At 54.1% G+C, this 20872-nt stretch carries 24 protein-coding genes; 16 read left to right on the top strand and 8 right to left on the bottom strand.

Features of this window, described 5'->3' with window-relative positions:
- Positions 1–20 precede the first annotated feature (20 nt).
- The gene (locus EVJ23_RS03295) at positions 21–620 is read left to right on the top strand and encodes a helix-turn-helix domain-containing protein (protein WP_016509316.1); all 600 of its coding nucleotides are present in this window, start codon (positions 21–23) and stop codon (positions 618–620) included.
- Between the two features lie 43 nt (positions 621–663).
- Here EVJ23_RS03295 and EVJ23_RS03290 read toward each other — a convergent pair whose 3' ends face one another.
- From EVJ23_RS03290 to EVJ23_RS03280, 3 genes are all read right to left on the bottom strand, one after another.
- Complete coding sequence (locus EVJ23_RS03290; protein ID WP_070328620.1) at positions 664–1089, bottom strand: hypothetical protein; 426 nt, start codon at positions 1087–1089, stop codon at positions 664–666.
- A 63-nt stretch (positions 1090–1152) separates the two neighbouring features.
- Positions 1153–2346: an ABC transporter permease gene (locus EVJ23_RS03285; protein WP_070328621.1), complete on the bottom strand. Its 1194-nt coding sequence runs from the start codon at positions 2344–2346 to the stop codon at positions 1153–1155.
- Positions 2336–3226: an ABC transporter ATP-binding protein gene (locus EVJ23_RS03280; protein ID WP_071398033.1), complete on the bottom strand. Its 891-nt coding sequence runs from the start codon at positions 3224–3226 to the stop codon at positions 2336–2338. Before EVJ23_RS03280 ends, EVJ23_RS03285 begins: the two co-directional genes overlap by 11 nt.
- 119 nt (positions 3227–3345) lie before the next feature.
- Here EVJ23_RS03280 and EVJ23_RS03275 point away from each other — a divergent pair, with 119 nt between their 5' ends.
- On the top strand, positions 3346–4290 hold the full coding sequence (locus tag EVJ23_RS03275) for a VOC family protein (protein WP_070328623.1): 945 nt from the start codon (positions 3346–3348) through the stop codon (positions 4288–4290).
- A complete protein-coding gene (locus EVJ23_RS03270) occupies positions 4287–4886 on the top strand; it encodes an alpha/beta hydrolase (protein ID WP_070328624.1) in 600 nt (199 codons plus the stop codon). The genes EVJ23_RS03275 and EVJ23_RS03270 overlap by 4 nt, the downstream gene beginning before the upstream one ends.
- A gap of 5 nt (positions 4887–4891) precedes the next feature.
- Here the strand turns inward: EVJ23_RS03270 and EVJ23_RS03265 are convergent, their stop codons facing one another.
- On the bottom strand, positions 4892–5380 hold the full coding sequence (locus EVJ23_RS03265) for a restriction endonuclease subunit S domain-containing protein (RefSeq protein ID WP_131464104.1): 489 nt from the start codon (positions 5378–5380) through the stop codon (positions 4892–4894).
- Positions 5381–5630: 250 nt separating this feature from the next.
- Here EVJ23_RS03265 and EVJ23_RS03260 point away from each other — a divergent pair, with 250 nt between their 5' ends.
- The 6 genes from EVJ23_RS03260 (at position 5631) to EVJ23_RS03235 (ending at position 10018) form a co-directional block, all read left to right on the top strand.
- The gene (locus EVJ23_RS03260) at positions 5631–5816 is read left to right on the top strand and encodes a hypothetical protein (protein WP_131464102.1); all 186 of its coding nucleotides are present in this window, start codon (positions 5631–5633) and stop codon (positions 5814–5816) included.
- A 74-nt stretch (positions 5817–5890) separates the two neighbouring features.
- A complete protein-coding gene (locus EVJ23_RS03255) occupies positions 5891–6946 on the top strand; it encodes an acyltransferase family protein (protein WP_070328627.1) in 1056 nt (351 codons plus the stop codon).
- A 90-nt stretch (positions 6947–7036) separates the two neighbouring features.
- Positions 7037–7354: an Asp23/Gls24 family envelope stress response protein gene (locus tag EVJ23_RS03250; RefSeq protein ID WP_236633343.1), complete on the top strand. Its 318-nt coding sequence runs from the start codon at positions 7037–7039 to the stop codon at positions 7352–7354.
- A gap of 202 nt (positions 7355–7556) precedes the next feature.
- A complete protein-coding gene (gene pgmB, locus EVJ23_RS03245; protein ID WP_016509311.1) occupies positions 7557–8222 on the top strand; it encodes a beta-phosphoglucomutase in 666 nt (221 codons plus the stop codon).
- A 217-nt stretch (positions 8223–8439) separates the two neighbouring features.
- Positions 8440–8853: a Rok-like winged helix domain-containing protein gene (locus tag EVJ23_RS03240; protein ID WP_016509287.1), complete on the top strand. Its 414-nt coding sequence runs from the start codon at positions 8440–8442 to the stop codon at positions 8851–8853.
- Between the two features lie 112 nt (positions 8854–8965).
- The gene (locus EVJ23_RS03235; RefSeq protein WP_070328629.1) at positions 8966–10018 is read left to right on the top strand and encodes a glycosyltransferase family 4 protein; all 1053 of its coding nucleotides are present in this window, start codon (positions 8966–8968) and stop codon (positions 10016–10018) included.
- A 57-nt stretch (positions 10019–10075) separates the two neighbouring features.
- On the opposite strand, the gene EVJ23_RS03230 is transcribed toward EVJ23_RS03235, so the two are convergent.
- The gene (locus EVJ23_RS03230; protein ID WP_070328630.1) at positions 10076–11077 is read right to left on the bottom strand and encodes an LCP family protein; all 1002 of its coding nucleotides are present in this window, start codon (positions 11075–11077) and stop codon (positions 10076–10078) included.
- 41 nt (positions 11078–11118) lie between these two features.
- Positions 11119–11760 (bottom strand): YigZ family protein, encoded by a 642-nt coding sequence (locus tag EVJ23_RS03225; RefSeq protein ID WP_131464100.1) that lies wholly within the window; start codon positions 11758–11760, stop codon positions 11119–11121.
- A gap of 174 nt (positions 11761–11934) precedes the next feature.
- Here EVJ23_RS03225 and EVJ23_RS03220 point away from each other — a divergent pair, with 174 nt between their 5' ends.
- The 7 genes from EVJ23_RS03220 (at position 11935) to EVJ23_RS03190 (ending at position 19372) form a co-directional block, all read left to right on the top strand.
- Positions 11935–13059 (top strand): sensor histidine kinase, encoded by a 1125-nt coding sequence (locus EVJ23_RS03220; protein WP_174545515.1) that lies wholly within the window; start codon positions 11935–11937, stop codon positions 13057–13059.
- 22 nt (positions 13060–13081) lie between these two features.
- The gene (locus EVJ23_RS03215; protein ID WP_131438756.1) at positions 13082–13777 is read left to right on the top strand and encodes a response regulator transcription factor; all 696 of its coding nucleotides are present in this window, start codon (positions 13082–13084) and stop codon (positions 13775–13777) included.
- A 95-nt stretch (positions 13778–13872) separates the two neighbouring features.
- On the top strand, positions 13873–14721 hold the full coding sequence (locus EVJ23_RS03210) for a DegV family protein (RefSeq protein ID WP_131464098.1): 849 nt from the start codon (positions 13873–13875) through the stop codon (positions 14719–14721).
- Between the two features lie 15 nt (positions 14722–14736).
- Entirely contained in the window at positions 14737–15480 is a 744-nt protein-coding gene (gene treR, locus EVJ23_RS03205; protein WP_131464096.1) for a trehalose operon repressor, read from the top strand.
- Between the two features lie 204 nt (positions 15481–15684).
- Entirely contained in the window at positions 15685–17133 is a 1449-nt protein-coding gene (gene treP, locus EVJ23_RS03200; RefSeq protein WP_131464094.1) for a PTS system trehalose-specific EIIBC component, read from the top strand.
- An 84-nt stretch (positions 17134–17217) separates the two neighbouring features.
- Positions 17218–18849 (top strand): alpha,alpha-phosphotrehalase, encoded by a 1632-nt coding sequence (gene treC / locus EVJ23_RS03195; RefSeq protein WP_131464092.1) that lies wholly within the window; start codon positions 17218–17220, stop codon positions 18847–18849.
- A 310-nt stretch (positions 18850–19159) separates the two neighbouring features.
- Positions 19160–19372 (top strand): hypothetical protein, encoded by a 213-nt coding sequence (locus tag EVJ23_RS03190; protein ID WP_131438751.1) that lies wholly within the window; start codon positions 19160–19162, stop codon positions 19370–19372.
- Here EVJ23_RS03190 and EVJ23_RS03185 read toward each other — a convergent pair.
- Both EVJ23_RS03185 and EVJ23_RS03180 read right to left on the bottom strand, forming a co-directional pair.
- Entirely contained in the window at positions 19349–20098 is a 750-nt protein-coding gene (locus EVJ23_RS03185) for a hypothetical protein (protein ID WP_131464090.1), read from the bottom strand. The genes EVJ23_RS03190 and EVJ23_RS03185 overlap by 24 nt on opposite strands.
- 3 nt (positions 20099–20101) lie before the next feature.
- Positions 20102–20848 (bottom strand): hypothetical protein, encoded by a 747-nt coding sequence (locus EVJ23_RS03180; RefSeq protein WP_131438749.1) that lies wholly within the window; start codon positions 20846–20848, stop codon positions 20102–20104.
- Positions 20849–20872: the final 24 nt, after the last annotated feature.

The raw sequence follows: 20872 nt of genomic DNA, 5'->3' as shown, positions 1-20872 counted from the left end.
AAAAGAGGGGGTAGAATTCAATGGATGGTAAAAATGCACCGTACCGGGGTTATGGGGACCGGATCCGAATCTTGCGTGAGCGGACGGGTATCTCGATCGAGGCACTCGCCGAACAGATCGGTGTCGCTCCGTACTTTATTCGCCGGACCGAGCTCAGTGAAGTGTACCCGACGATGCCTTACATAGAGGCGCTCGCCGAGGCGCTGAAGATTGACGCGAACTACTTGGCACGGCACATTTGGACGGGGGAATCCTTGAAGGTGCTCATGAAAGGCAAAGCCCCTGAACTCGAACAGATGAAGCTCGCCTATGAAGAAGCGATGCACGGAAAGTCGACGGAAGATATGCAGCATCAGCTCGAGACGCGCATGCGCATCTTCGACTTGATGCACGAAGAGGAACTGCGCCGCATCTTTGAAGAGGACGAGGAACCGACGTCGCACCACGCGTTAGAAGCGTTGGTCGATGCCGTGCTCGACCTCGGACGGACGCATGAGGCGACACATCGCATCGTCCCGTTCGCCCGCTACGTCGACCAGCTCGTCCCGGAGCAGTTCGTCGATAACTCGTTCCAATATACGGAGTTTGGCATCGTCGATAAGTCGTATAAGTTACAGTGAGCACAAAAAAGCAGCCGTTCTGAGCAGAACGGCTGCTTTTGATTTAACGCATTGGTCTTGCTTCATAACGCACTTTCGGTTTCGTCCCGGCAAGCAGGAAGCCGAGCACGATGTTGAGAATCGTGAGCACCCAGCCGATGTAACCGAACGTATAGGCGAGGCTCGCGAGCATCGTCTGCCAGTCGAGTAAGGAAGCGGCATCACCGCGAACGGTGAAGCGGATGATCGTGAATCCGACGAGTGTCGTCAGCGTGATCAAAATCCCGATCCACGCGCCGCCGAACCTTGACGTCTCAGAACGTCGACTGACCGGATACCAAAACGCGAGCGTTCCGAGGAACGTGCTGCCCGCGTATGCGAGCAAGATTTGCCACAACGCGTCGGCCTCTAAGAAGACGGTATAACAGATGAACGTCGTGAGCGTCGTCATGAATGTAAAGATCAAGGCTGCGAGTAATCGTGATCGCATAGTTCGTTTCCTCCTCATTTTGCACATTCTTTAGAGTATACGAAAACGAAAATGCTGTAAACGTTATTGACGATTTTGTAATATTTGACGCCATTGTTTAATCGCGTTGTTCCCGTAGAACAGGACGCCGCCGCGATAGAACTTCGAACCGATCCAGAGAATGACACCGATCGAGCCGAGCATGATGCCGATCGACAAGGCGACTTCCCAGACTGGTACGTCGACGAGCATGACGCGGAGGAACATGAGCATCGGCGTGAAGAACGGAACGAACGACAAAATCGTGACGATCTGCGCTTCCGGATTGTTCAACCCGAACATCGCGGCGAGGAAACCGGCGACGAGGAGCATGATGACCGGCATCGTCATCTGCTGCGACTCTTCGACACGGCTGACGAGCGAGCCGAGGACGGCGAACATGGCCGCATAGAGCAGATAGCCGAGCGTGAAGAACGTCAATAAGTAGATGACGGCCCGGGCGTTGCCGGCGTTGTCGATGACCGATTGGGCCATCTCATTGCTGCGGGCGCTGAAGTAACCGAACCCGAGGAAGATGCCGATCTGTAACAGGGCGAGCGTACCGATCGCCGAGATCTTGGCGAGCATGTGCGTCACCGGATGCGTCGTCGAGATGATCAGTTCCATGACGCGCGACGACTTCTCGGTCGTCACTTCGGTCGAGATCATCGAACCGTACGTGATGATCGATACGTAGAGCAGCATGAGCATGATGTAGACGAACGCGAATGATGAGAACAGCTCCTCTGAGTTCTCGCCGCCACGGCCGAGGTAAGACTCCTCGATCGGGACCGGCTCGTTCAAAGCGGCGAGGACGGTCGGGTCGATGTTCGACGTCTCGATCAGCTCGGCGTTGCGGACTTCGCGTAGCGCCGTCTGCAGGAGTGTCGTGAAATCGGGCTCCGGACGGTCGGACAAGACGCGGGCCGAAGCGCCGTCGATGAAGGCGACGATCTCGTAATCCCCATTTTCGAGTCCCGCGCGCGCCTCGGTCTCGGTGATGTCGGCCGATTCGACCCCTTCGTAACCGAGCGACTGCATGATTTCAGTCAGTTCGGCGTTTTGCGTGACGAGGAGCGCCTGGCCTTGATCGGTGTCCTCGAAGTTCGCGAGCAGGCGGTCGATGTTCGTGAAGCCGAGGATGAACACGATCGTCAAGATCGTCGAGATGAGGAACGCCTTCGACCGCAGTTTCGAGCGTAGCGTGAACGCGTACAATGGTTTGAAGTTATGAAACATGGCTGCCTACCTCCTTGATGAAAATGTCGTTGAGCGAGACGGGTTGGCGCATGAACGTCTTGACGGAAGCACCTGCTTGCACGAGGGCGCCGAGCACCGCGTCGCTGCCTTCGAACGAGTCGAGCCGGACGAGGTGACCGTCGCGATGAGGTTCGACCGCTTTGACGATCGGGAGTGCCGTGAGGACATCGACGCGATCGGTCTCGATGAAAAGCACCGGCTCGGCGTAACGCGACTTGATCGTCGGGACGTCGCCGCTGACGACGGCGCGGCCACCTTTCAAGATGCCGATATGTTGGCACAGCTCTTCGACGTGCTCCATCCGGTGACTCGAGAAGACGATCGTCGTCCCTTCGTCGCGCAGGGCGAGCACTTCACGCTTCAAGATCTCGACGTTGACGGGATCGAGGCCGCTGAACGGCTCATCCAAAATGAGCAGTTCCGGGTTGTGGAGCAGCGCCGCGATCAACTGAATCTTTTGCTGATTTCCTTTTGACAGCTGTTCAACACGCATCGTCTCGTACTGCGGGATCTCGAGCCGTTCGAGCCACGACTTGACGGCACGTTTCGCCTCAGCCGACTTCATGCCTTTCAGGCTGGCGAGAAAGACGAGCTGGTCGCGGACGGGCGACTTCGGATACAGGCCGCGCTCTTCCGGCAAATAGCCGACGATGCGGTGGTCGACGTTGCGTCCGTCCCAGAGGATCGTGCCGTCAGTCGGCTTTAAAATGTCTAAGATCATCCGGAACGTCGTCGTCTTGCCGGCACCGTTCGCCCCGAGCAGGCCGTACATCTCGCCACTGGGGACGTGAAAGCTCAAGTCGTCGACGGCCGTGAACTCCCCGAACTGCTTCGAGACACGGTCAATTTGTAAAGTCATATGTAAGTCCTCCTTATTAGGTGTCTACTCTTAGCGTACGGCATTGTGAGCAAAAAGTTTCACTTTTCATCAGAAATGATTTATCTTGAAATCAAGATAATGAAAAAGGGGGACACGTCATGACGACGCACTCAGCAGGTATCCATCACATCTCGGCGATGGTGAAAGACCCGCAACGCACATTAGATTTTTACGGCAACGTCCTCGGTATCCGCTTCATCAAGCAGACGGTCAACTTCGACGACCCGGGCACGTACCATTTATACTTTGGCGATGAAACCGGGACGCCGGGAACGGTCATCACGTTCTTCCCGATCCCGGGTATCGGGAAAGGCAGCGTCGGCAGCGGGCAGGTCGGTGTCACCGCGTATCTCGTACCAGTTGGCAGTCTCTTGTTTTGGGAAGCGCGTCTCCGCGAACACGGTGTCGCGACGGTCGCGACCGAACGGTTCGGCGAGCCGTCGTTGTTGTTCGAAGACCCGGACGGACTCGTCGTCGAGCTCGTCGCGCGGGCGAGCGCGAAACAGACGGACTGGCTCGTTCCAGGTATCACGAAACAAGAAGCGATCACCGGGTTCGCCGGGGCGACGCTTTTGTCGAAAGACCCGGAGGCGACGGTGCGGCTATTGACCGAACTGTTTGGCTTCACGAAGACGGGGGAAGACTCGGAATGGGTCCGACTTGAGGGCGAGGCCGATTACGGCAACGTCATCGACGTCAAAAAGGCCGTCCTCCCGAACGGCGTGCCCGGTGCGGGGACGGTCCACCATATCGCCTGGCGTATCGCGGACGGTGACGAGTATACGACGTGGCAAGACGCAATCTTTGACCGCGGCCTCCGTCCGACCGAGGTGAGAGAGCGGCACTACTTCCGCTCGGTCTACTTCCATGACGAAGGACGCATCTTGCACGAGCTCGCGACCGACGCACCCGGGTTCCTCGTTGATGAAACGATCGACGAACTCGGTAGCGCGCTGAAGCTGCCGGACTGGCTCGAAGTCGACCGCGACAAGATCACACGAACGCTACCAACCATCACAATCCCGAGAGGAGACAGAATATGATTCATCAATTCATTAAAGGCACGACCGAGACGACGCTCGTCTTGTTGCACGGTACAGGCGGGACGGAGCAGGACTTGATCCCGCTCGCCCGTGAACTCTCAACTGAAGTGAACATTCTCACGCTCCGGGGCGACGTCCTCGAGAACGGCATGTCCCGTTTCTTCCGCCGTCATGCGGAAGGCGTGTTAGACCTTGAAGATTTGAAGAAACAGACGGAGCGCTTCCTCACGTTTCTTGACGAGGCGGCAGCTAAATACGGTGTTGCCCGCGACAAGATGATCCCGCTCGGCTACTCGAACGGTGCCAACTTGATCGGATCGGCCTTATACCGGGACAACGCGTTCAAGGCGTCGCTCTTGTTCCATCCGATGGTACCGGACCGCTCGCTCACGCTCCCTGACTTGACGGGTGCGACCGTGTTCATCTCGGCCGGCGAGCGTGACCCGATTTGTCCGAAACAAGAAACAGAAGAGCTGACGTCGACGCTACGGGAAGCCGGAGCGGACGTCGAGCTCTTCTATCACGGAGGCGGGCACGAGCTGCGAATGGAGGAAGTCGAAGCAGCTCGAGCATGGGTTGTGCCGTTAATCGATTGAAACGGTCAGGCCATTTTCTTCGGTTTGGACGATCTCGAGTAGACGACGAGGACGCCACGATCAATCAAATAGGCAGCGAACATGCGTTTCGCTTCTTCAGCACGAACGGTTCGGTCGATTTGGATGTACAATCGGCCGAGCTTTTTTTGTGAGGTGCGGGTCAACAACCAGATCGAGTCGAGCGTGTATTGCCAGCTCCGGAGTGTGTCCGCCCCGACATACATGTACCGGTTCGACGTGCGCTCGAGCAGGTAGTTGAGCCACCAGACGTCACGGGCGAGCTTCATGACGACACCGGCCACGAACGAGATGCCAATCAGGAACAAGACTGAAGCGACCGGATGTAAGGCGCTGAACCGTTCACGGAGCGGTTCGAAAGCGATGATGAATAAACCGATCGAGAGCGCGCCGATACTCCACCAAAATCCAAAGTTAGAGAACGAACGTTTCGGGTCATGGACCACGTGATGACGGTTACGGATGACAGAAGCCATTCTCCACACCTCCTTTATTAGAATATTCTGATTATTTAGTAAAACCACTATACTATACTCTACCCACTCTCGTCCATTTGAATACGCGCAAAACCTGCTCGCGCATGAAGATTTGTTAACGATTCGGCTTGCAAGCGGCAGATACAGGGAATGATGACAATGACGTCATCATTTTTTTGTTGAATCGTAATTTCACCGGGTCAAAAAATCGGCTATGATGGGAAAGGAAAAAAATGAAGCGGGTGGTCAGATGAAGAAGTTAAAAGTCGGTGAACTGCGTGCTGAGTTGAAGCGCTTCACTCAAGAAGAGTTGATTGAGCTCGTCGTTGGCTTGTATAAACAGCACAACGATGTGAAGACGACGTTGAACCAATACTTCAACGAAGGGTTCGAACAAGAAGAGGTCCATCGACTCGTTGGTGCCATGGACGGCTGAAATCCGGGTTGTCGCTCAGAAGCGATACGCCAACAACAAAGAGGAAAAGCAACAGGAGAACTAGAGGGGACGCTATGCGAAATCATTGGTACGACAATATTAAAGGCGTGCTCGTCTTGCTCGTCGTCTTCGGTCACTTGCTGACCGATGTGCGCGGTGCCTACGACGACTTACTGCCGAAGTGGGTTTATTTGTTCTTATATACGTTTCATATGCCGTTATTCATTATGCTGAGCGGTTACTTCTTTCGGGAGAACCGTTATTTGCGTGTCATCCAGCTGTTCGTCGTCTACGTGATCTGGCAAGTCATTCTCGGCTCATGGTTCGCCTTCACGGAAGGGGTCCCGCTCTTGTCGCTCGAGAACCCGGGACTGAACGTGCTCAAGCCGTACTGGGCGCTCTGGTATTTGATGGCCATCGTCATCTGGTACGTCATCACGCCGTACGTGACCCAGTTGAAAGGGTATGTGCTCTATGCGCTGTTGTTCGCCCTGTTGTTCGGCTTCCAAGAAGAATCGACCGGATTCTTCGCGCTCCGGAAAGTCATCATGTTCTATCCGTTCTTCTTGATCGGCAACTGGATGAGTGAGCGCAACACGATGAACTTCTTCGAGTTGCCGAAGCGGGCCGAGCAACGGAACCGTTACCGGGTCGGTGGGGCGGTCGTCTTCATCGCACTTACGCTCGGACTGCTCGCCTCGATGAGCTTCCAAAAAGAAGGCACGTTCTATCACGTCGGCAACTTGTTCAAATTCCGGTTCGCCTACGAGACGGCGGTGCCGGAGGCGATTTGGAGCGGTCCGTTCGCTTTCTTGATCGTCTATACGGTGTCGACGCTCATGGCCGTCAGCTTCGCGCTCATCGTGCCGGGGCGTGAGTTGCCCGTGTTCACGCGGGCAGGGAAGTATAGTCTATACGTCTACTTGGTCCATGTGTTTTTAATCGTCGCCTGGAAGGCGTTCGTGCCGGTCGGATTCATGCCGACGTCATGGCAACAGTTGCTCGTCTTGTTCGGTGTCGCCTGCCTCATCGTCCTGCTCATCATCAGCCCGCCGGCCGTCCGGATGTTGAGGCCGCTCGTCGAGATTGACGTCCGCCGCGCGCAGGACGTGAAAGACCCAAAATCGTAAACCCTTTTCTAAACGGCGGTTTTCCGCTACACTTTAGATGGGAACCGAAACTAGAGCTAAGGAAGTGACAGCATGCCATATGAAAATGGAATGAACAGTACAGAAGGAGACGTCAACGTCTCACGCCACGTCGTCGAGATGATCGCCGCGGTCGTCGTCAAAGAAACGAAACACGTGTCGTTCACACAAGAAGACACGAAACTCTCAGAGCGTGCGCTCATGAAGCACGTCAAAGTCGATGAGTCGTCGGAAGGCGTCATCATCAACTTGTCGCTCTACATCGCTTACGGTCAATCGATCGTCAAGACGGTGACGGCCGTCCAAGAGCGCATCACCCAAGACATGGACACGATGCTCGCGATGACACCGCTAGCGGTGAACGTGAAAGTCGTCGGCATTCAATTGTAAAATGGTAGGAGGAGCGAAGCGCTCTTCCTATTTTTTATTTTTTCTGCGAAAGCGGTTGCATAGATGAGGCGTTATCCGATATAATAGAAATCGAACAAGTGCAACCGTTTGCATCATTGACCAATCGTGCAACGGGTACTTGTCAAGTTCCCTAAATGTAGTCTGAGGACACAAACATTTGAAGGAAAGGCGGAAAGCATGTATGTCGACGATTGAAGCAGTCATTTTTGATTTGGACGGTGTCATCACTGACACCGCGGAGTACCATTACCTCGCTTGGAAACAACTCGGAGAAGAGCTCGACATTCCATTTGACCGCGAGTTCAATGAGACGCTCAAAGGGGTGAGCCGGACTGACTCGCTCGAACGCATCCTTGCGCTCGGCGGAAGACAGGACGATTTCACACCGGATGAAAAGGCGGAACTCGCCCAGAAGAAGAACGAGCACTACGTTGAACTCATTCAGCACATCTCTTCGGCCGATTTGCTTCCTGGCATCGTTTCATTTCTCGATGAAATTAAAGAGGCCGGTCTCAAAATCGGAATGGCATCTGCTTCAAAGAACGCATTCGCGGTCGTTGACGCACTTGGTGTCCGCCATTACTTCGATCACATTGTCGATGCAGCAACTGTCGCCGACTCAAAACCACATCCCGAAGTGTTTTTGAAGGCTGCCTCTGCCCTTGGCGTGAAACCCGAACATGCCATCGGCGTTGAAGACGCAGCCGCAGGCGTGACTGCAATCAAAGCGGCAAACATGTTTGCTGTCGCCGTCGGGGAAGAGTCGATGCTTGGTCATGCAGACCTCATCGTCGCTTCGACCGATGAACTCTCGCTCCGACGCATCCTCGAACGCGTCGGCGCGTAACAGACTACGTTCATCTTCCGTGAGATGACGACTGCCCCGAACAGTCGTCATCTTTTTTTTGGTCCAAAAGTCCTAAAAAGTCCAAAACGCCCAAAAACAGATGACAAACACATTACACCTCCGTTACACTTTTAGAAGATAACAAGTAATAATTAGAAAATCTTGATTTAAAATAGGTAATCGAGAAGTTCAATTGGATGTAGAAGGGGAATTGTGTATGGAATCTACGAACATCAACGAACATATCTATCGCGAACTGATGGAGATCGAGGAGTCGTATCGTCAATTACAGCGCCGGGCCGAATACTTAATTTCTGAACTGAGCCGGGACAAACGGGAAGAAGAGCTGTCGACAGATCCATCAAAGCGGTTGCGTCCGCGTCGCGTCAATCAACGTTATCCGCTCGAGGTTTACGTCCATCAGGTCACAGACCTTTTGAAAGAACGGCAGACGATGAGTGTGCGTGACATCCAGATGGAGCTCGAGCTTCGCTACCGTCACCATATTAGCAACATCTACCAATTAATGGTCAAGATCGAATCGGTCAATCCGGAAATCAAGAAAGTCGGGCGCGGACTATATACATATGCATCAGCTGAAGAAGTCACGACTGAACCAGCACACGCTTGACCGACGAGAACGTTCGTCGGTTTTTTGCTGTAACATTTCTGATACGATTTTGGTGACGGGAAATATGCTATAATTCGCCAGAGTCTATTTTTTTGAGAGAGGAACGTTGGCCATGTTATGGATTGCCATGTTGGTCAGTTTTGTGATGGCCATCTTGATCACGCCGCTCGTTCGCCGGTTCGCTTTTCTGATCGGAGCGGTCGATCACCCGAACGCCCGAAAAGTACATTTACGGACGATGCCGCGAATCGGCGGCCTCGCCATCTTCATCGCCTTCCTGATCGGCTACGCCTTGTTGTTGCCGACGAGTCGTTATAACGAGGCCATCTTGATCGGAGCGGTCATCATCATCTTGACCGGCCTGATCGACGACCGGTTCCAGTTGAACGCCCGCATCAAGTTGATGGGGCAGATGATCGCGACGGTCGTCGTCTTGAACGCCGGGATGCGGATCGAACTCATCAACTTGCCGTTCGACCAACAGCTCTATCTCGGCGCTTGGAGCATCCCGGTGACGGTGCTTTGGTTGATCGGGATCACGAATGCGATCAACTTGATCGACGGCCTCGACGGTCTCGCCGCCGGGGTCTCGAGCATCGCGCTCGGGACGATCGCGCTCCTAGCCATCATTCAAGGGAACGTCTATTTGACGATGATGGCGCTCTTGCTGCTCGCGAGCACGCTCGGGTTCCTCGTCCACAACTTCTACCCGGCGAAGATATTCATGGGGGACACGGGTGCGCTCTTCCTCGGCTACATGCTCGCCGTTTTCTCGCTGATCGGCTTCAAGAACGTGACACTGTTCTCGCTCGTCGTGCCGGTCCTCTTGCTCGGACTGCCGATTTCGGACACGATCTTCGCGATCGTCCGCCGGCTCGTCCAAGGGCGCCCGCCGATGTCGCCTGACAAGTCACACATGCACCACCAGTTGATCGATATGGGGTTCACGACGCGCCAAGCGGTGCTTCTCATGTACGGGATGACGTTCTTCTTCGGGATCGCCTCGATTCTGTTCGCGAAGACGACGATGGTCGGTGCCGTCATCACGTTCGTCATCGTCTTGATCGTCATCGAACTGATCGTCGAGTCGACGGAGTTGATCCACCCGAACTACAAACCGATCATCCAGACGTCACGCCGCCTGCTCGGCCGGGCGAAGACGTGACTTGGATATACACATAGAAACGACCAAGGACGCCATGTCCTTGGTCGTTTTTTTAGGTCAGTACGTCGTCGTCTCGCTAAAACCGTCGCCTGGGTCAGGTTCACTGTCTTCGGCCGTGACCGGAAGACCGAGCTCTGTTTTCAACAGTGCCCGCTTATCGTTCAAATCCGCCTGGTCCAACTCATAATAGTAGACGCCGCCGATCGTCAAGTCGCCGCCTTCTAGCGTCTCTTGGTTGAACGAGCGGAGCGATTTCGTATACGGCTGGAGCTGGGACGCCTCGGAGAGCGACATGTTCGTTCGGATATTATTGCCGACCGCAGTCATGATCCGGTTGAGCTTCGTGAACGAATTGATCGTCGTCGCCTCGTTGATGATGGCCTCGAGCACTTGTTGTTGGCGCTTGGCCCGGCCGATGTCGCCTTCAGGGTCGTCTTTCCGCATGCGGGCATAGGCGAGTGCTTCCTTGCCGTCTAGCATCTGGACGCCCGGTTCGAGCTCGACGTTGCCGGTGGCGCGTCCTGAGATCGGGATCAACACGTCGACTTCGACGCCGCCGACCGCGTCGACGAGGTCTTCGATGCCGTCAAAGTTGATCGTCGCGTAATAATCGATCGGGATGTCAAACAGCGTCTCGACCGTGGCGATCGTCGTGTCGATGCCGCCGTACGCATACGCATGGTTGATCTTGTCCTTGAACTCGCCGTCCTCCGTGACGATATCGACGTACGCGTCGCGGGGGATACTGACGAGCGTCACTTGGCGAGATTCCTTGTTGAACGTCGCCACCATCAGTGAGTCGGTCCGTCCCTCTTCGAGCGAGGCGCCGCCATCGACGCCGGCGAGCAGGACGGAGAAGTGATTTTTCGTCAAATCGATCGTGTCGTCGCGACGTTCCGATTTGTCGCCACGCGTCAGTTCGCTGTTCGTGGTCTCTGCCGTCTCGTTCGCCTTGAAAACGAAGTAGCCGAAGGCCGAACCGCCGATCAGCAGGACGAGGCCAAGCACGAGCAGACCGATTTTCCACACGGAGCGTTTCTTGCGGGAGTCTTGTTCCATGTCGTCTCCTCATTTCAGTCATTTCTTTTAGTATACGGGACCTAGCGCACAAAATCACGTTCGATGATACGGACGTCCTGGGTCTCGAGTCGGCCTTGACCGTTCGTCAAATCGACGAGCCAGGCGAGCGCTTCCTCGGTCGCTTCGACCGGTACCGAGATGTGGAACGTGACGGTGTCGGCATAGACAATCTCGTCAAGCAAATAAGCGGACTGGCGGAGCTCGTTCTCGACTTTCCCGATCCATCCGTAGTCGACCGTGAGCGTGAGACGTTGCATCGGCAACCGTTCGACGATCCCGACCGCATCGAGCCCTTCGCTCACCGTCCCGCCGTAGGCGCGGATGAGTCCGCCGCCGCCGAGCTTGATGCCGCCGAAGTAGCGGGTGACGACGACGACCGTGTCTTTCAAATTGCGTTTACGGAGCACTTCGAGCATCGGCAGGCCGGCCGTCCCGCTCGGCTCGCCGTCATCGTTCGCTTTTTGGAATTCGTTCCGGGCTCCGATGATGTAGGCTGAACAATTATGATTGGCGCTCCAATGCGCTTTTTTGATCGTTTGGATGAACGTCTGGGCTTCCGCCTCGGTCGTGACGCGTTTAAAGTGAGCGATAAATTTTGATTTTTGTATGACGACCTCGTATTCTCCGTCTTGTTTTATAGTATAATTTTGTTCAGTAGACATTTCTGAAAATTCTCCTTTCTATTTTCATGTATTTTTTTTGAAATCGAGTAGGCGTCTGTAGATTAAGTGGCGAATTGTGAAGATAGCCTCTGATTCTTACTGGAAACGAACGCTTATGCAGTCGATAATAGAAACAAATGAGGACTTACTACCGAACTATTAGGGGATGGCATCGTGAATCATATTACCGATCGTACAGCATTAGAGCATATCATAACAAATATGATTGATACGGTGACGGAGAGTAAAGAGGAGATCGTCCGTATAACTGAAAATTCAGCTAATGAGTATTCGTCGATCCAAACGGAGCTAAAAGAGTTGACGCAAAAGATCGAGTTTCACATTAAAGAGTCCGAGCGCCTCGATCTATTAGTGAAAGCGGCGAAGAATAAACTCGTTCAAGTGAGTAAGAAGTTCCATATACATAGTGAGCAAGAGATCCGCGAGGCGTATGAACTCGCCAACCAGATGCAGCTCGAGCGGTTCCTCATCCAAAAAGAGGAGATGGTGAGCCAGCAGCGCCGAAACGACCTCGAGCGGCGGTTGCTCGTCCTTCAGGATACGATGGAGCGGGCGGACCGGTTAGTCAGCCGCGTCTCGGTCGTCCTCAACTTTTTACGCGACGACCTGCAGCAAGAGTATTCGGACATGATGAAGAAGCAAGAGATGGCAATCAGCGTCTTCGAGGCGGCTGAGCGTGAGCGGCGCCACCTGGCCCGGGAAATGCATGACGGCCCCGCGCAATCGCTTGCCCATATTTTGATTCGGGCCGACTTGATCGAGAAGACATTCGACCGAAGAGGCAAGGACGAGGCGTTCGCCGAACTGCACGAGCTGAAACGGCTGATTCGCGGGGCGCTCGTCGACGTACGACGCTTGATTTACGACCTGCGGCCGATGTCGCTTGACGACCTTGGCTTCTTGCCGACGCTCGAGCGTTATTTACATCAGACGGAAGAGTACACGGCGATCAAGACGCGGCTCAACTACCGCGGCAACCGGACACGTCTCTCGGAAAAACTCGAGATCAACGTCTTCCGGCTCGTCCAAGAGGCGGTCCAAAATGCGATCAAGCATTCGAAGACGACGGAAATCATCGTCAACGTCGAGCAAGCGCTAGACGTGATTCACATTCACGTGCGCGATCACGGGGTCGGCTTCGTGCCGAGTATGATCGGGCAAGAGTCGTTCGGTATCGTTGGTATGCGCGAACGGATCGAGCTTGTGAACGGCAGTATCAACATTGATTCGGAAATCGGCAAAGGGACGGTCGTCCGCATGTCGATCCCGATTTTGTAATACAGATAAAGGGGAGTGTACGATGGAAATGACAAATACAATCCGCATCGCAATCGTCGATGACCATGAGCTGTTTCGAGAGGGCTTGAAGCGGATCTTTGATTTAGAAGACGAGTTCACCGTCATCGCTGAAGGGCGGACGGGTGCTGATGCGATTCGCATCGCCAAAGAGGAGAAACCGGAGATCATGATCCTCGACATCAACATGCCCGACTTGAACGGGATCGAGGCGACGAAACAGTTGACCGCGGCATCGTCGGACACGCGCGTCCTCATCCTGTCGATCCATGATGACGAATCTTACATAACACATGCGCTTGAAGCGGGAGCATCAGGTTTCTTGTTGAAAGAAGTTGCTTCAAGCGAACTCATCTCGGCCGTTCGTTCGGTCGCGAAAGACGGGGCGTACTTGCATCCGAAAGTGACGACGAACGTGTTGAAGGATTACCGGCGCCTGCTCCAGTTCAAAGGAGAACAAGCCGAACGGAACGTCGTGAACCGGACGGACGATCCCGTCTATCGGTTGCTGTCGCGCCGTGAGGTCGAGGTGCTCCACTTGCTCGCCGATGGCCGCTCGAACCGCGATATTAGCGACATGCTGTTCATCAGTGAGAAGACGGTCAAGAACCACGTCTCGTCGGTTCTGCGCAAAATGGAAGTAAACGACCGGACGCAAGCCGTCGTCGATGCGATCCGCCGCGGGTGGGTCGAGATTTGACCTAGACCGATGCAATACATCGCTTTTGTGCTACAATATGGAATGGAATCTTAATTCAATTGGAAAAACGAAACGATGTAAAGTGAGGATATAGTATGGGAAACATAGCGATTTTGACCGACAGTACCGCCTATTTGCCGGCCGAATTTTGTGAGCGACACGACGTCCACGTCGCACCGCTAAGCGTGATTTTTGGCAGAGAATCGTTCCGTGAGGCCGTCGATATCACGACGGAGGCGTTCTATGAACGGATCGAGGCGGGGAATTTGCCGACGACATCGCAACCGATCATCGGGGAGACGGTCGAACTGATCGACAGCCTTCCGGCTGAAGTGACCGACGTCATCGCTATCACGCTCTCGAGCGGGATCAGCGGGACGTATCAATCGATGATCGCCTTGAACAACATGGTCGATGTCAACGTGCACGCGTTCGACTCTGAAATCTCGTGCATGCCTCAGGCATTTCTCGTCGAAGAGGCCGTCCATATGCGTGACAATGGTGCCTCGGCCGAGGAGATCATGCAGCATCTCGAGAAGACGCGTGAACGGATCCGTGCCTATTTCGTCGTCGATGACCTCGACCACCTCCAACGGGGCGGACGGCTCAGCGCGGCGCAAGCGCTCGTCGGCTCGTTCCTGCAGATCAAGCCGGTCCTTCATTTTCAGGATAGACAGATCGTCCCGTTCGAGAAGATCCGGACGTACAAGAAGGCGGTCCGTCGCATCGAAGAGATGATGGACCAATCGATCGTCGGTGACGGCGCGGGATATTGCATCGGCATTATCCACGCCAACTGCCCGGAACGTCAGGCCGAAGAGATCGCCTCGATGAAACAGAAGTTTCCGCAAGCGCAAGTCACGGGCGGTCATTTCGGACCAGTCATCGGGACACACCTTGGACCTGGCGCGATCGGCATCACGTGGTATCACCGCGAACGATAAACAGAAGACGGCCGCATGGTCGTCTTTTTCGATGAAGAAAGGAGTGGGCTTGTGGCCAAGTATCGTCAAATCTATGAACGGCTCGCCGAGCGGATGAAAACGGGTGAGTACGAGGCGGAGTCGAAACTGCCGTCGGAGACAGAACTCATGCATGAATACGAGGCGAGCCGGGGCACGGTCCGGAAAGCGCTCGACTTGCTCCAAGAGCACGGCTATGTCCGCAAACATCATGGCAAAGGCGTGTTCGTGCTGCGCCGCGACCAGATCGAGTTCCAGTTCAACGGCATCGTCAGCTTCTCGGAAATATACGCCAGTATGCTCGGCCGTTCGATCGAGACGAGCGTCGCCTCGTTCGAGGAGATCGAGGCACCGAGTTGGCTCGCCGAGCGGATGGGTCTTGAGCCCGCCACGCTCGTCTACCGGATCGAACGGGTCCGCAACTTCGACGGGGAGAACGTCATTTTAGACGTGAACTATTTCGTCAAAGACCTCGTCCCCGGTCTGACGAAACAGATTGCCGAGCACTCGATCTATCAATACGTCGAGCGCGAGCTCGGGCAACAGATCAGCTACGCGAAGCGGAAAATCGCGGCCGAGGACGTGACCGAGCTTGACCGGTCACGCCTCGATCTTCACGATTACGAATACGTCATCGTCATCACGAACGACACGTTTTTGTATGAGGGAAGACAGTTCGAATATACCGAGTCCCGTCACCGGCTCGACAAGTTTCAGTTCAGCGATGTGGCGCGTCGATAAGGCTTCTTCTTTAAGAAGGGGTCTTTTTTGTCGTTTTGAATCGGGAGGAGAGGGAACAAAATTAGTGAACGCTTGTCACACATTCGTCACGATAAACTTATATAGATAAGTTGTTGACAGAACTCATCTATATAAGTTAAACTTTGTTTGTAATCATATGTAACCGTTCTCAAAAAACGCTTTCACACAAAGGAGGCCTATCTTATGAAGGCAGATTATCGTCAAATCGCCGCGGATATCCTAGAAGCCATCGGGGGCAAGGATAACGTCGATAAAGCGGCGCACTGTGTCACGCGACTCCGTCTCTCACTGAAAGACCAGTCGCTCGTCAATGAGGCAAAAGTAAAAGAAGCCGATCTCGTCAAAGGGGCGTTCGAGAACTCGGGCGTGTACCAAGTCGTCATCGGTGCCGGGGACGTCGAGCGCGTCTACGCCGAGTTCATCAAACTCGCCGGGCTCGAGGCGGCAACGGTCGCTGAAGTCAAATCGTCAGGCGGCAAGAAGATGAACCCGCTCCAAAAACTCGTCAAAGTGTTCTCGGACGTGTTCATGCCAATCATCCCGGCCATCATCGTCGCCGGTCTCTTGATGGGGATTAACAACTTGCTCGCGTCGGAAGGACTGTTCGTCGACGACGCGACGCTCATCGAGGCGTATCCGAACTTGCAAGGCTTATGGGATCTCATCAACATGATGGCGAACACGGCGTTCGTCTTCCTGCCAGCCCTCGTCGGTTGGTCGGCAACGAAGCGTTTTGGTGGCAGCGAAGTGCTCGGTATCGTCATGGGTCTACTGCTCGTCCACCCGGACTTGTTGAACGCATGGGGTTACGGGCAAGCGGCGCTTGAAGGCGATATCCCGACGTTCGACATCCTCGGGCTGTTCGAAATCGAGAAAGTCGGCTATCAAGGTCAAATCTTGCCGATTTTGGCCGCGGCCTTCATTTTGAGCCATATCGAGATCTTCTTGAAAAAACATGTTCCAAATGCGATCCAACTGCTCGTCGTGCCGATCACGACAATCGTCGTCACAGGTTTCCTCGCCCTTGCGATCGTCGGACCGGTCACACGCGGAATCGGGAACGTCATCGCGACGAGTCTCGTCAACGTGTTCGAAGCGGTACCGGTCGTCGGTGCGCTATTGTTCGGTTTGTTCTATGCACCGCTTGTCGTCACGGGGATGCACCACTTGTTCATCGCGATCGATCTTCAGCTGATTGCGGAGACAGGCGGCACGTTCATCTGGCCGATGCTCGCTCTGTCGAACATCGCTCAAGGTTCGGCGGCGCTCGCGATGTTCTTCGTCTATAAACACAACGCCAAACAAAAGAGTATGGCATCGACGTCAGCAATCTCGGCTTACTTTGGGATCACCGAGCCAGCCATGTTCGGGGTGAACTTGCCGAACAAATTCCCGTTCTACTCAGCGATGATCGGGTCGGCGATTGCCGCCGTCTTCATCACGCTGAACGACGTCCAGGCCATCGGCATCGGCGTCGGGGGACTCCCTGGCTTCCTGTCGATCTTCACAGATAAAATCTTGCTCTTCATGGTCGGGATGGTCATTGCGATCGTCGTCCCGTTCGTGCTCACGTTCGCCTTGTCAAAACGCTACATGAAAAAAGGCGAGCTGAAAGTAGACAAAGTCGCATAATATGGGGATTCATCAAGGGGAGGGACGGAGGTTCTTCCCCTTTTCCTATCAAAATGAAAACTCTTACAAAAGGAGCTGTCGTTCATGACACAAACAAACTGGCGCAAATCAGTCGTCTATCAAATCTATCCAAAAAGCTTTTACAGCCCGGAAGGTAACGCTACCGGCTCGATTAAAGGAGTGACGTCGAAACTCGATTATCTGGCCGATCTCGGCATCGAATATATTTGGATGACACCGGTGTACAAGTCGCCGCAAAACGATAACGGGTACGACGTGAGCGACTATTACGCGATCGACCCATCGTACGGGACGATGGAAGACCTTGACGAGCTCGTCCGCGAGGCCGAGGCGCGTGGGATCGGACTGATGATGGACATCGTCGTCAACCACTCGTCGACCGAGCATGAGTGGTTCCAAAAATCGCTCGCCGGTGACGAACGGTACCGGGACTATTACATTTGGCGCGACGAACCGACGAACTGGGAGTCGAAGTTCGGGGGCAACGCCTGGAAGTATGACGACAAGAGCGGCCAGTACTTCCTCCACTTGTTCGACGAGACGCAAGCCGACTTGAACTGGGAGAACGAACAGATGCGTGAGGACGTCTACGAGATGATGCGTTTCTGGCGCGAGAAAGGCATCAAAGGGTTCCGCCTCGACGTCATCAACTTGATCTCGAAGCAACAGGACTTCCCGGAGGACGAATCGGACGGCCGCAAGTTCTATACGGACGGGCCGCGCATCCATGAGTTCTTGAAAGAGATGAACCGCGAAGTGTTCGAGGGGCATGACGTCATCACGGTCGGCGAAATGTCGTCGACGACGCTCGACCATTGCGTCCGCTACTCGAGCCCGGACGAACGTGAACTCAGCATGACGTTCAGCTTCCACCACTTGAAAGTCGATTACCCGAACGGCGAGAAGTTCGTCGCCGCACCGTTCGATTTCGTGCAGCTGAAAGACATCATGTCGACGTGGCAGGAAGGGATGCACGGCAAGGGCTGGAACGCCATCTTCTGGTGCAACCACGACCAGCCGCGCGTCGTCAGCCGCTTCGGCAACGATACCGACCACCGCGTCGAGAGCGCCAAGATGCTCGCGACCGTGCTCCACGGCCTACAAGGGACACCGTACATCTATCAAGGCGAAGAGATTGGCATGACGAACCCAGGGTTTGACTCGCTCGACGAGTACCGCGACATCGAGACGCTCAACATCTACAAGCTGAAGCGCGACGAGGGCGTGTCGCACGAGGACATGATGGCCGCCATCAAACAGAAGTCACGCGACAACTCACGGACACCGATGCAGTGGGACGCGACGCCGCACGCCGGCTTCACGAGCGGGACGCCATGGATCAACGTGGCGCCGAACTATACGGAGGTCAACGTCGAGACGACGCTCGACGACCCGGATTCGGTGTTCTACCACTACAAGAACTTGATCTCGCTCCGCAAAGAGCTCGACGTGTTGACGGACGGGGACTATACGCTGTTGACGAAACAGGACCTAGACGTCTGGGCGTACACGCGGAAGACGGACGACGAAGAAGTACTCGTCGTCGCCAACTTCTATGGACCCGAGACGACGTATGAGATCCCGGAACGGTTCACATGCGCCGACGTCGTCAGCCATAACTACGACGTGCCGCAGCTCGACGGAACGACGTTGTCGCTCCGGGCGTACGAGGCGATCATGTTCTACAAGAAGTGAATAAAAGGGGTGATTGGTCCGACTTGAATTGGGCCGGTCGCCTTTTTTCATTAGTAGATGGAGCGGGGGATGAGCACGACTCGATTGATTATAAGCTCTAAACGAATAGTAGCTCTAGGCGATTATTCACGTCCGGGATTAGGGAAGAGTCTACAAAAAGAACGGAGGATTCGATGATGGAATCGATACACTATACGAAAGAGCCACCTGCTGACTTTGGAGAATTGTTAAACATTTATGAAGAACTAGGGTGGAATTCACTTGGGTTATCCGCTGAAGAGTTGGAGCACAGCCTTCCGTCGATTAAAAGGTGTACGTGAAAGAGTTGCCTGTCGTCCACGAAATGTTGCCGTTAGAAGATACATTGAAACAAATGTGCGAAGCGCGAACAAATAGTGCCATCTTCTTTGACGAATATGGCGGCACGTCCAGCCTCGTCCACCCTGACGTCCAAGAGGCACAACAAAAGGTTCATCTGCTGTATGCGGATGAACCTTTTCTAATTATTGAGACGTTGTTCTAAGTACTTTACAAAATCAGGTGAATCGATGTCATCATAGAAGATATCTTCAGTATAACGATCCACCCCATCGATTGTGATTTGGAGTTTGATTGAGTGGAAGCGAATGTTACGGTCGTCAGCCTCATATTTGAGGTCACGTAATAAATCCGCTGCTTCTTCATAAGTGTACGATTTACTCCTCACATGAGCAAAGAGACTCCCGTATCGTGCTCCATAAAAGGCGAGCCCTGTTACTTGGTCTACCTCTAGGTCGTCAAGGTCTATCTTGTTTACTTCGTCTTTGTCTTCATCCCATTGTAAATACGGTAATTCGGCCATAAGTGAGATACGATCTGAAAAGACTAACCGGAGAGCATCTTGAACAGCTCGGTCGTAAGCTTCTTGGATACGCGTGTATGTATTGAACTTTGAGACGACATCTTCTTCATAGCTATCATCAACAATCTTGCCACTCCGTGTCACCCTTACCGTGAAATCGGTGTCGACGCTTGTGTCCGAAGTCATTCTGACGTGATATTTCGGATCATATAGTGATAAGTACATCACGTCTGTCACATGAAGCGTTCGGTCCGTGTAAGTCTGGTGGACATAGTCTTCGGCTGCTTGGATGGCACGCTGTTCGGCTTTTTCGCTTCCGTCAAGCACATACCAGAACCACCATCCTAACAAAAAGATGCCGAGCATACCTAATCCGGTCAAGACGTTGTGGATGAGTCGTTTATGCATCAATTACTTCATATCCTTCCATTCGTTATCATTTCGTTGCAAGCGCTCGGCCAACCCATCATCGTCGATATCTTCCGCGTTGACGCGTCCGGAATAGAACGAGTCGCGCCCGTCTTGAATCGTGACGAGGAGCGTCCGGAACGGCACATCGGCCTCGTCGAGAACGCGTTTGATTTCACGCATCCGTTCACTTGCGTGCCGGGCTGTCGCGTCTTCGCCTTCAATCGAGATGAAGAGGGAACCGTGATTTTCTCCGATTTGTTTGATGTCATACGGGTGATCGAGGATGAGCGTTGCCGGGTCAAGCGCCTCCTCATCCGAGCCCTCACCTTCATAGACGGTCAACACTTCTTCATACAAATCGTGGTCGAACGGGAGCGAGAGGAGCGCTTTTTCCACGAGCGGGCGATATTCCGCATTCAGCCGATTGAACGTCACCATCCCTGAAAGGACATCATCGTATTCGTCTGACAGGATGGTGCCATCTGGGGAGACGGTCACATAAAACTGAGTGTCCTCGCTCGAAGGTGAAGCGATTGTAACGACATATGTATCGTCGCCCCAAATCATCAAACCGGCGTGGACGGCTGATAAATCCATCTCTGGATATGTCGAAGTGACGTATTGTTCCGCCGCCTCTATGGCCCGCCGTTCGTCCCGCGGGTCACCGAACAGTGTGTGTGACAGGAGCATGCCGACGCCATAAAGGATGAGCCCGGCTCCAAGCAACGTCCCAAAGAAACGACGCATGTTCACCACTTCCTCGCTAAATAT

It is taken from the genome of Exiguobacterium sp. SH1S1 (assembly GCF_004337245.1).
Taxonomy (GTDB): domain Bacteria; phylum Bacillota; class Bacilli; order Exiguobacteriales; family Exiguobacteriaceae; genus Exiguobacterium; species Exiguobacterium aurantiacum_A.
Note: the sequence above shows the minus strand (reverse complement) of the source record. Positions and strands in the feature narration are given on the sequence as shown.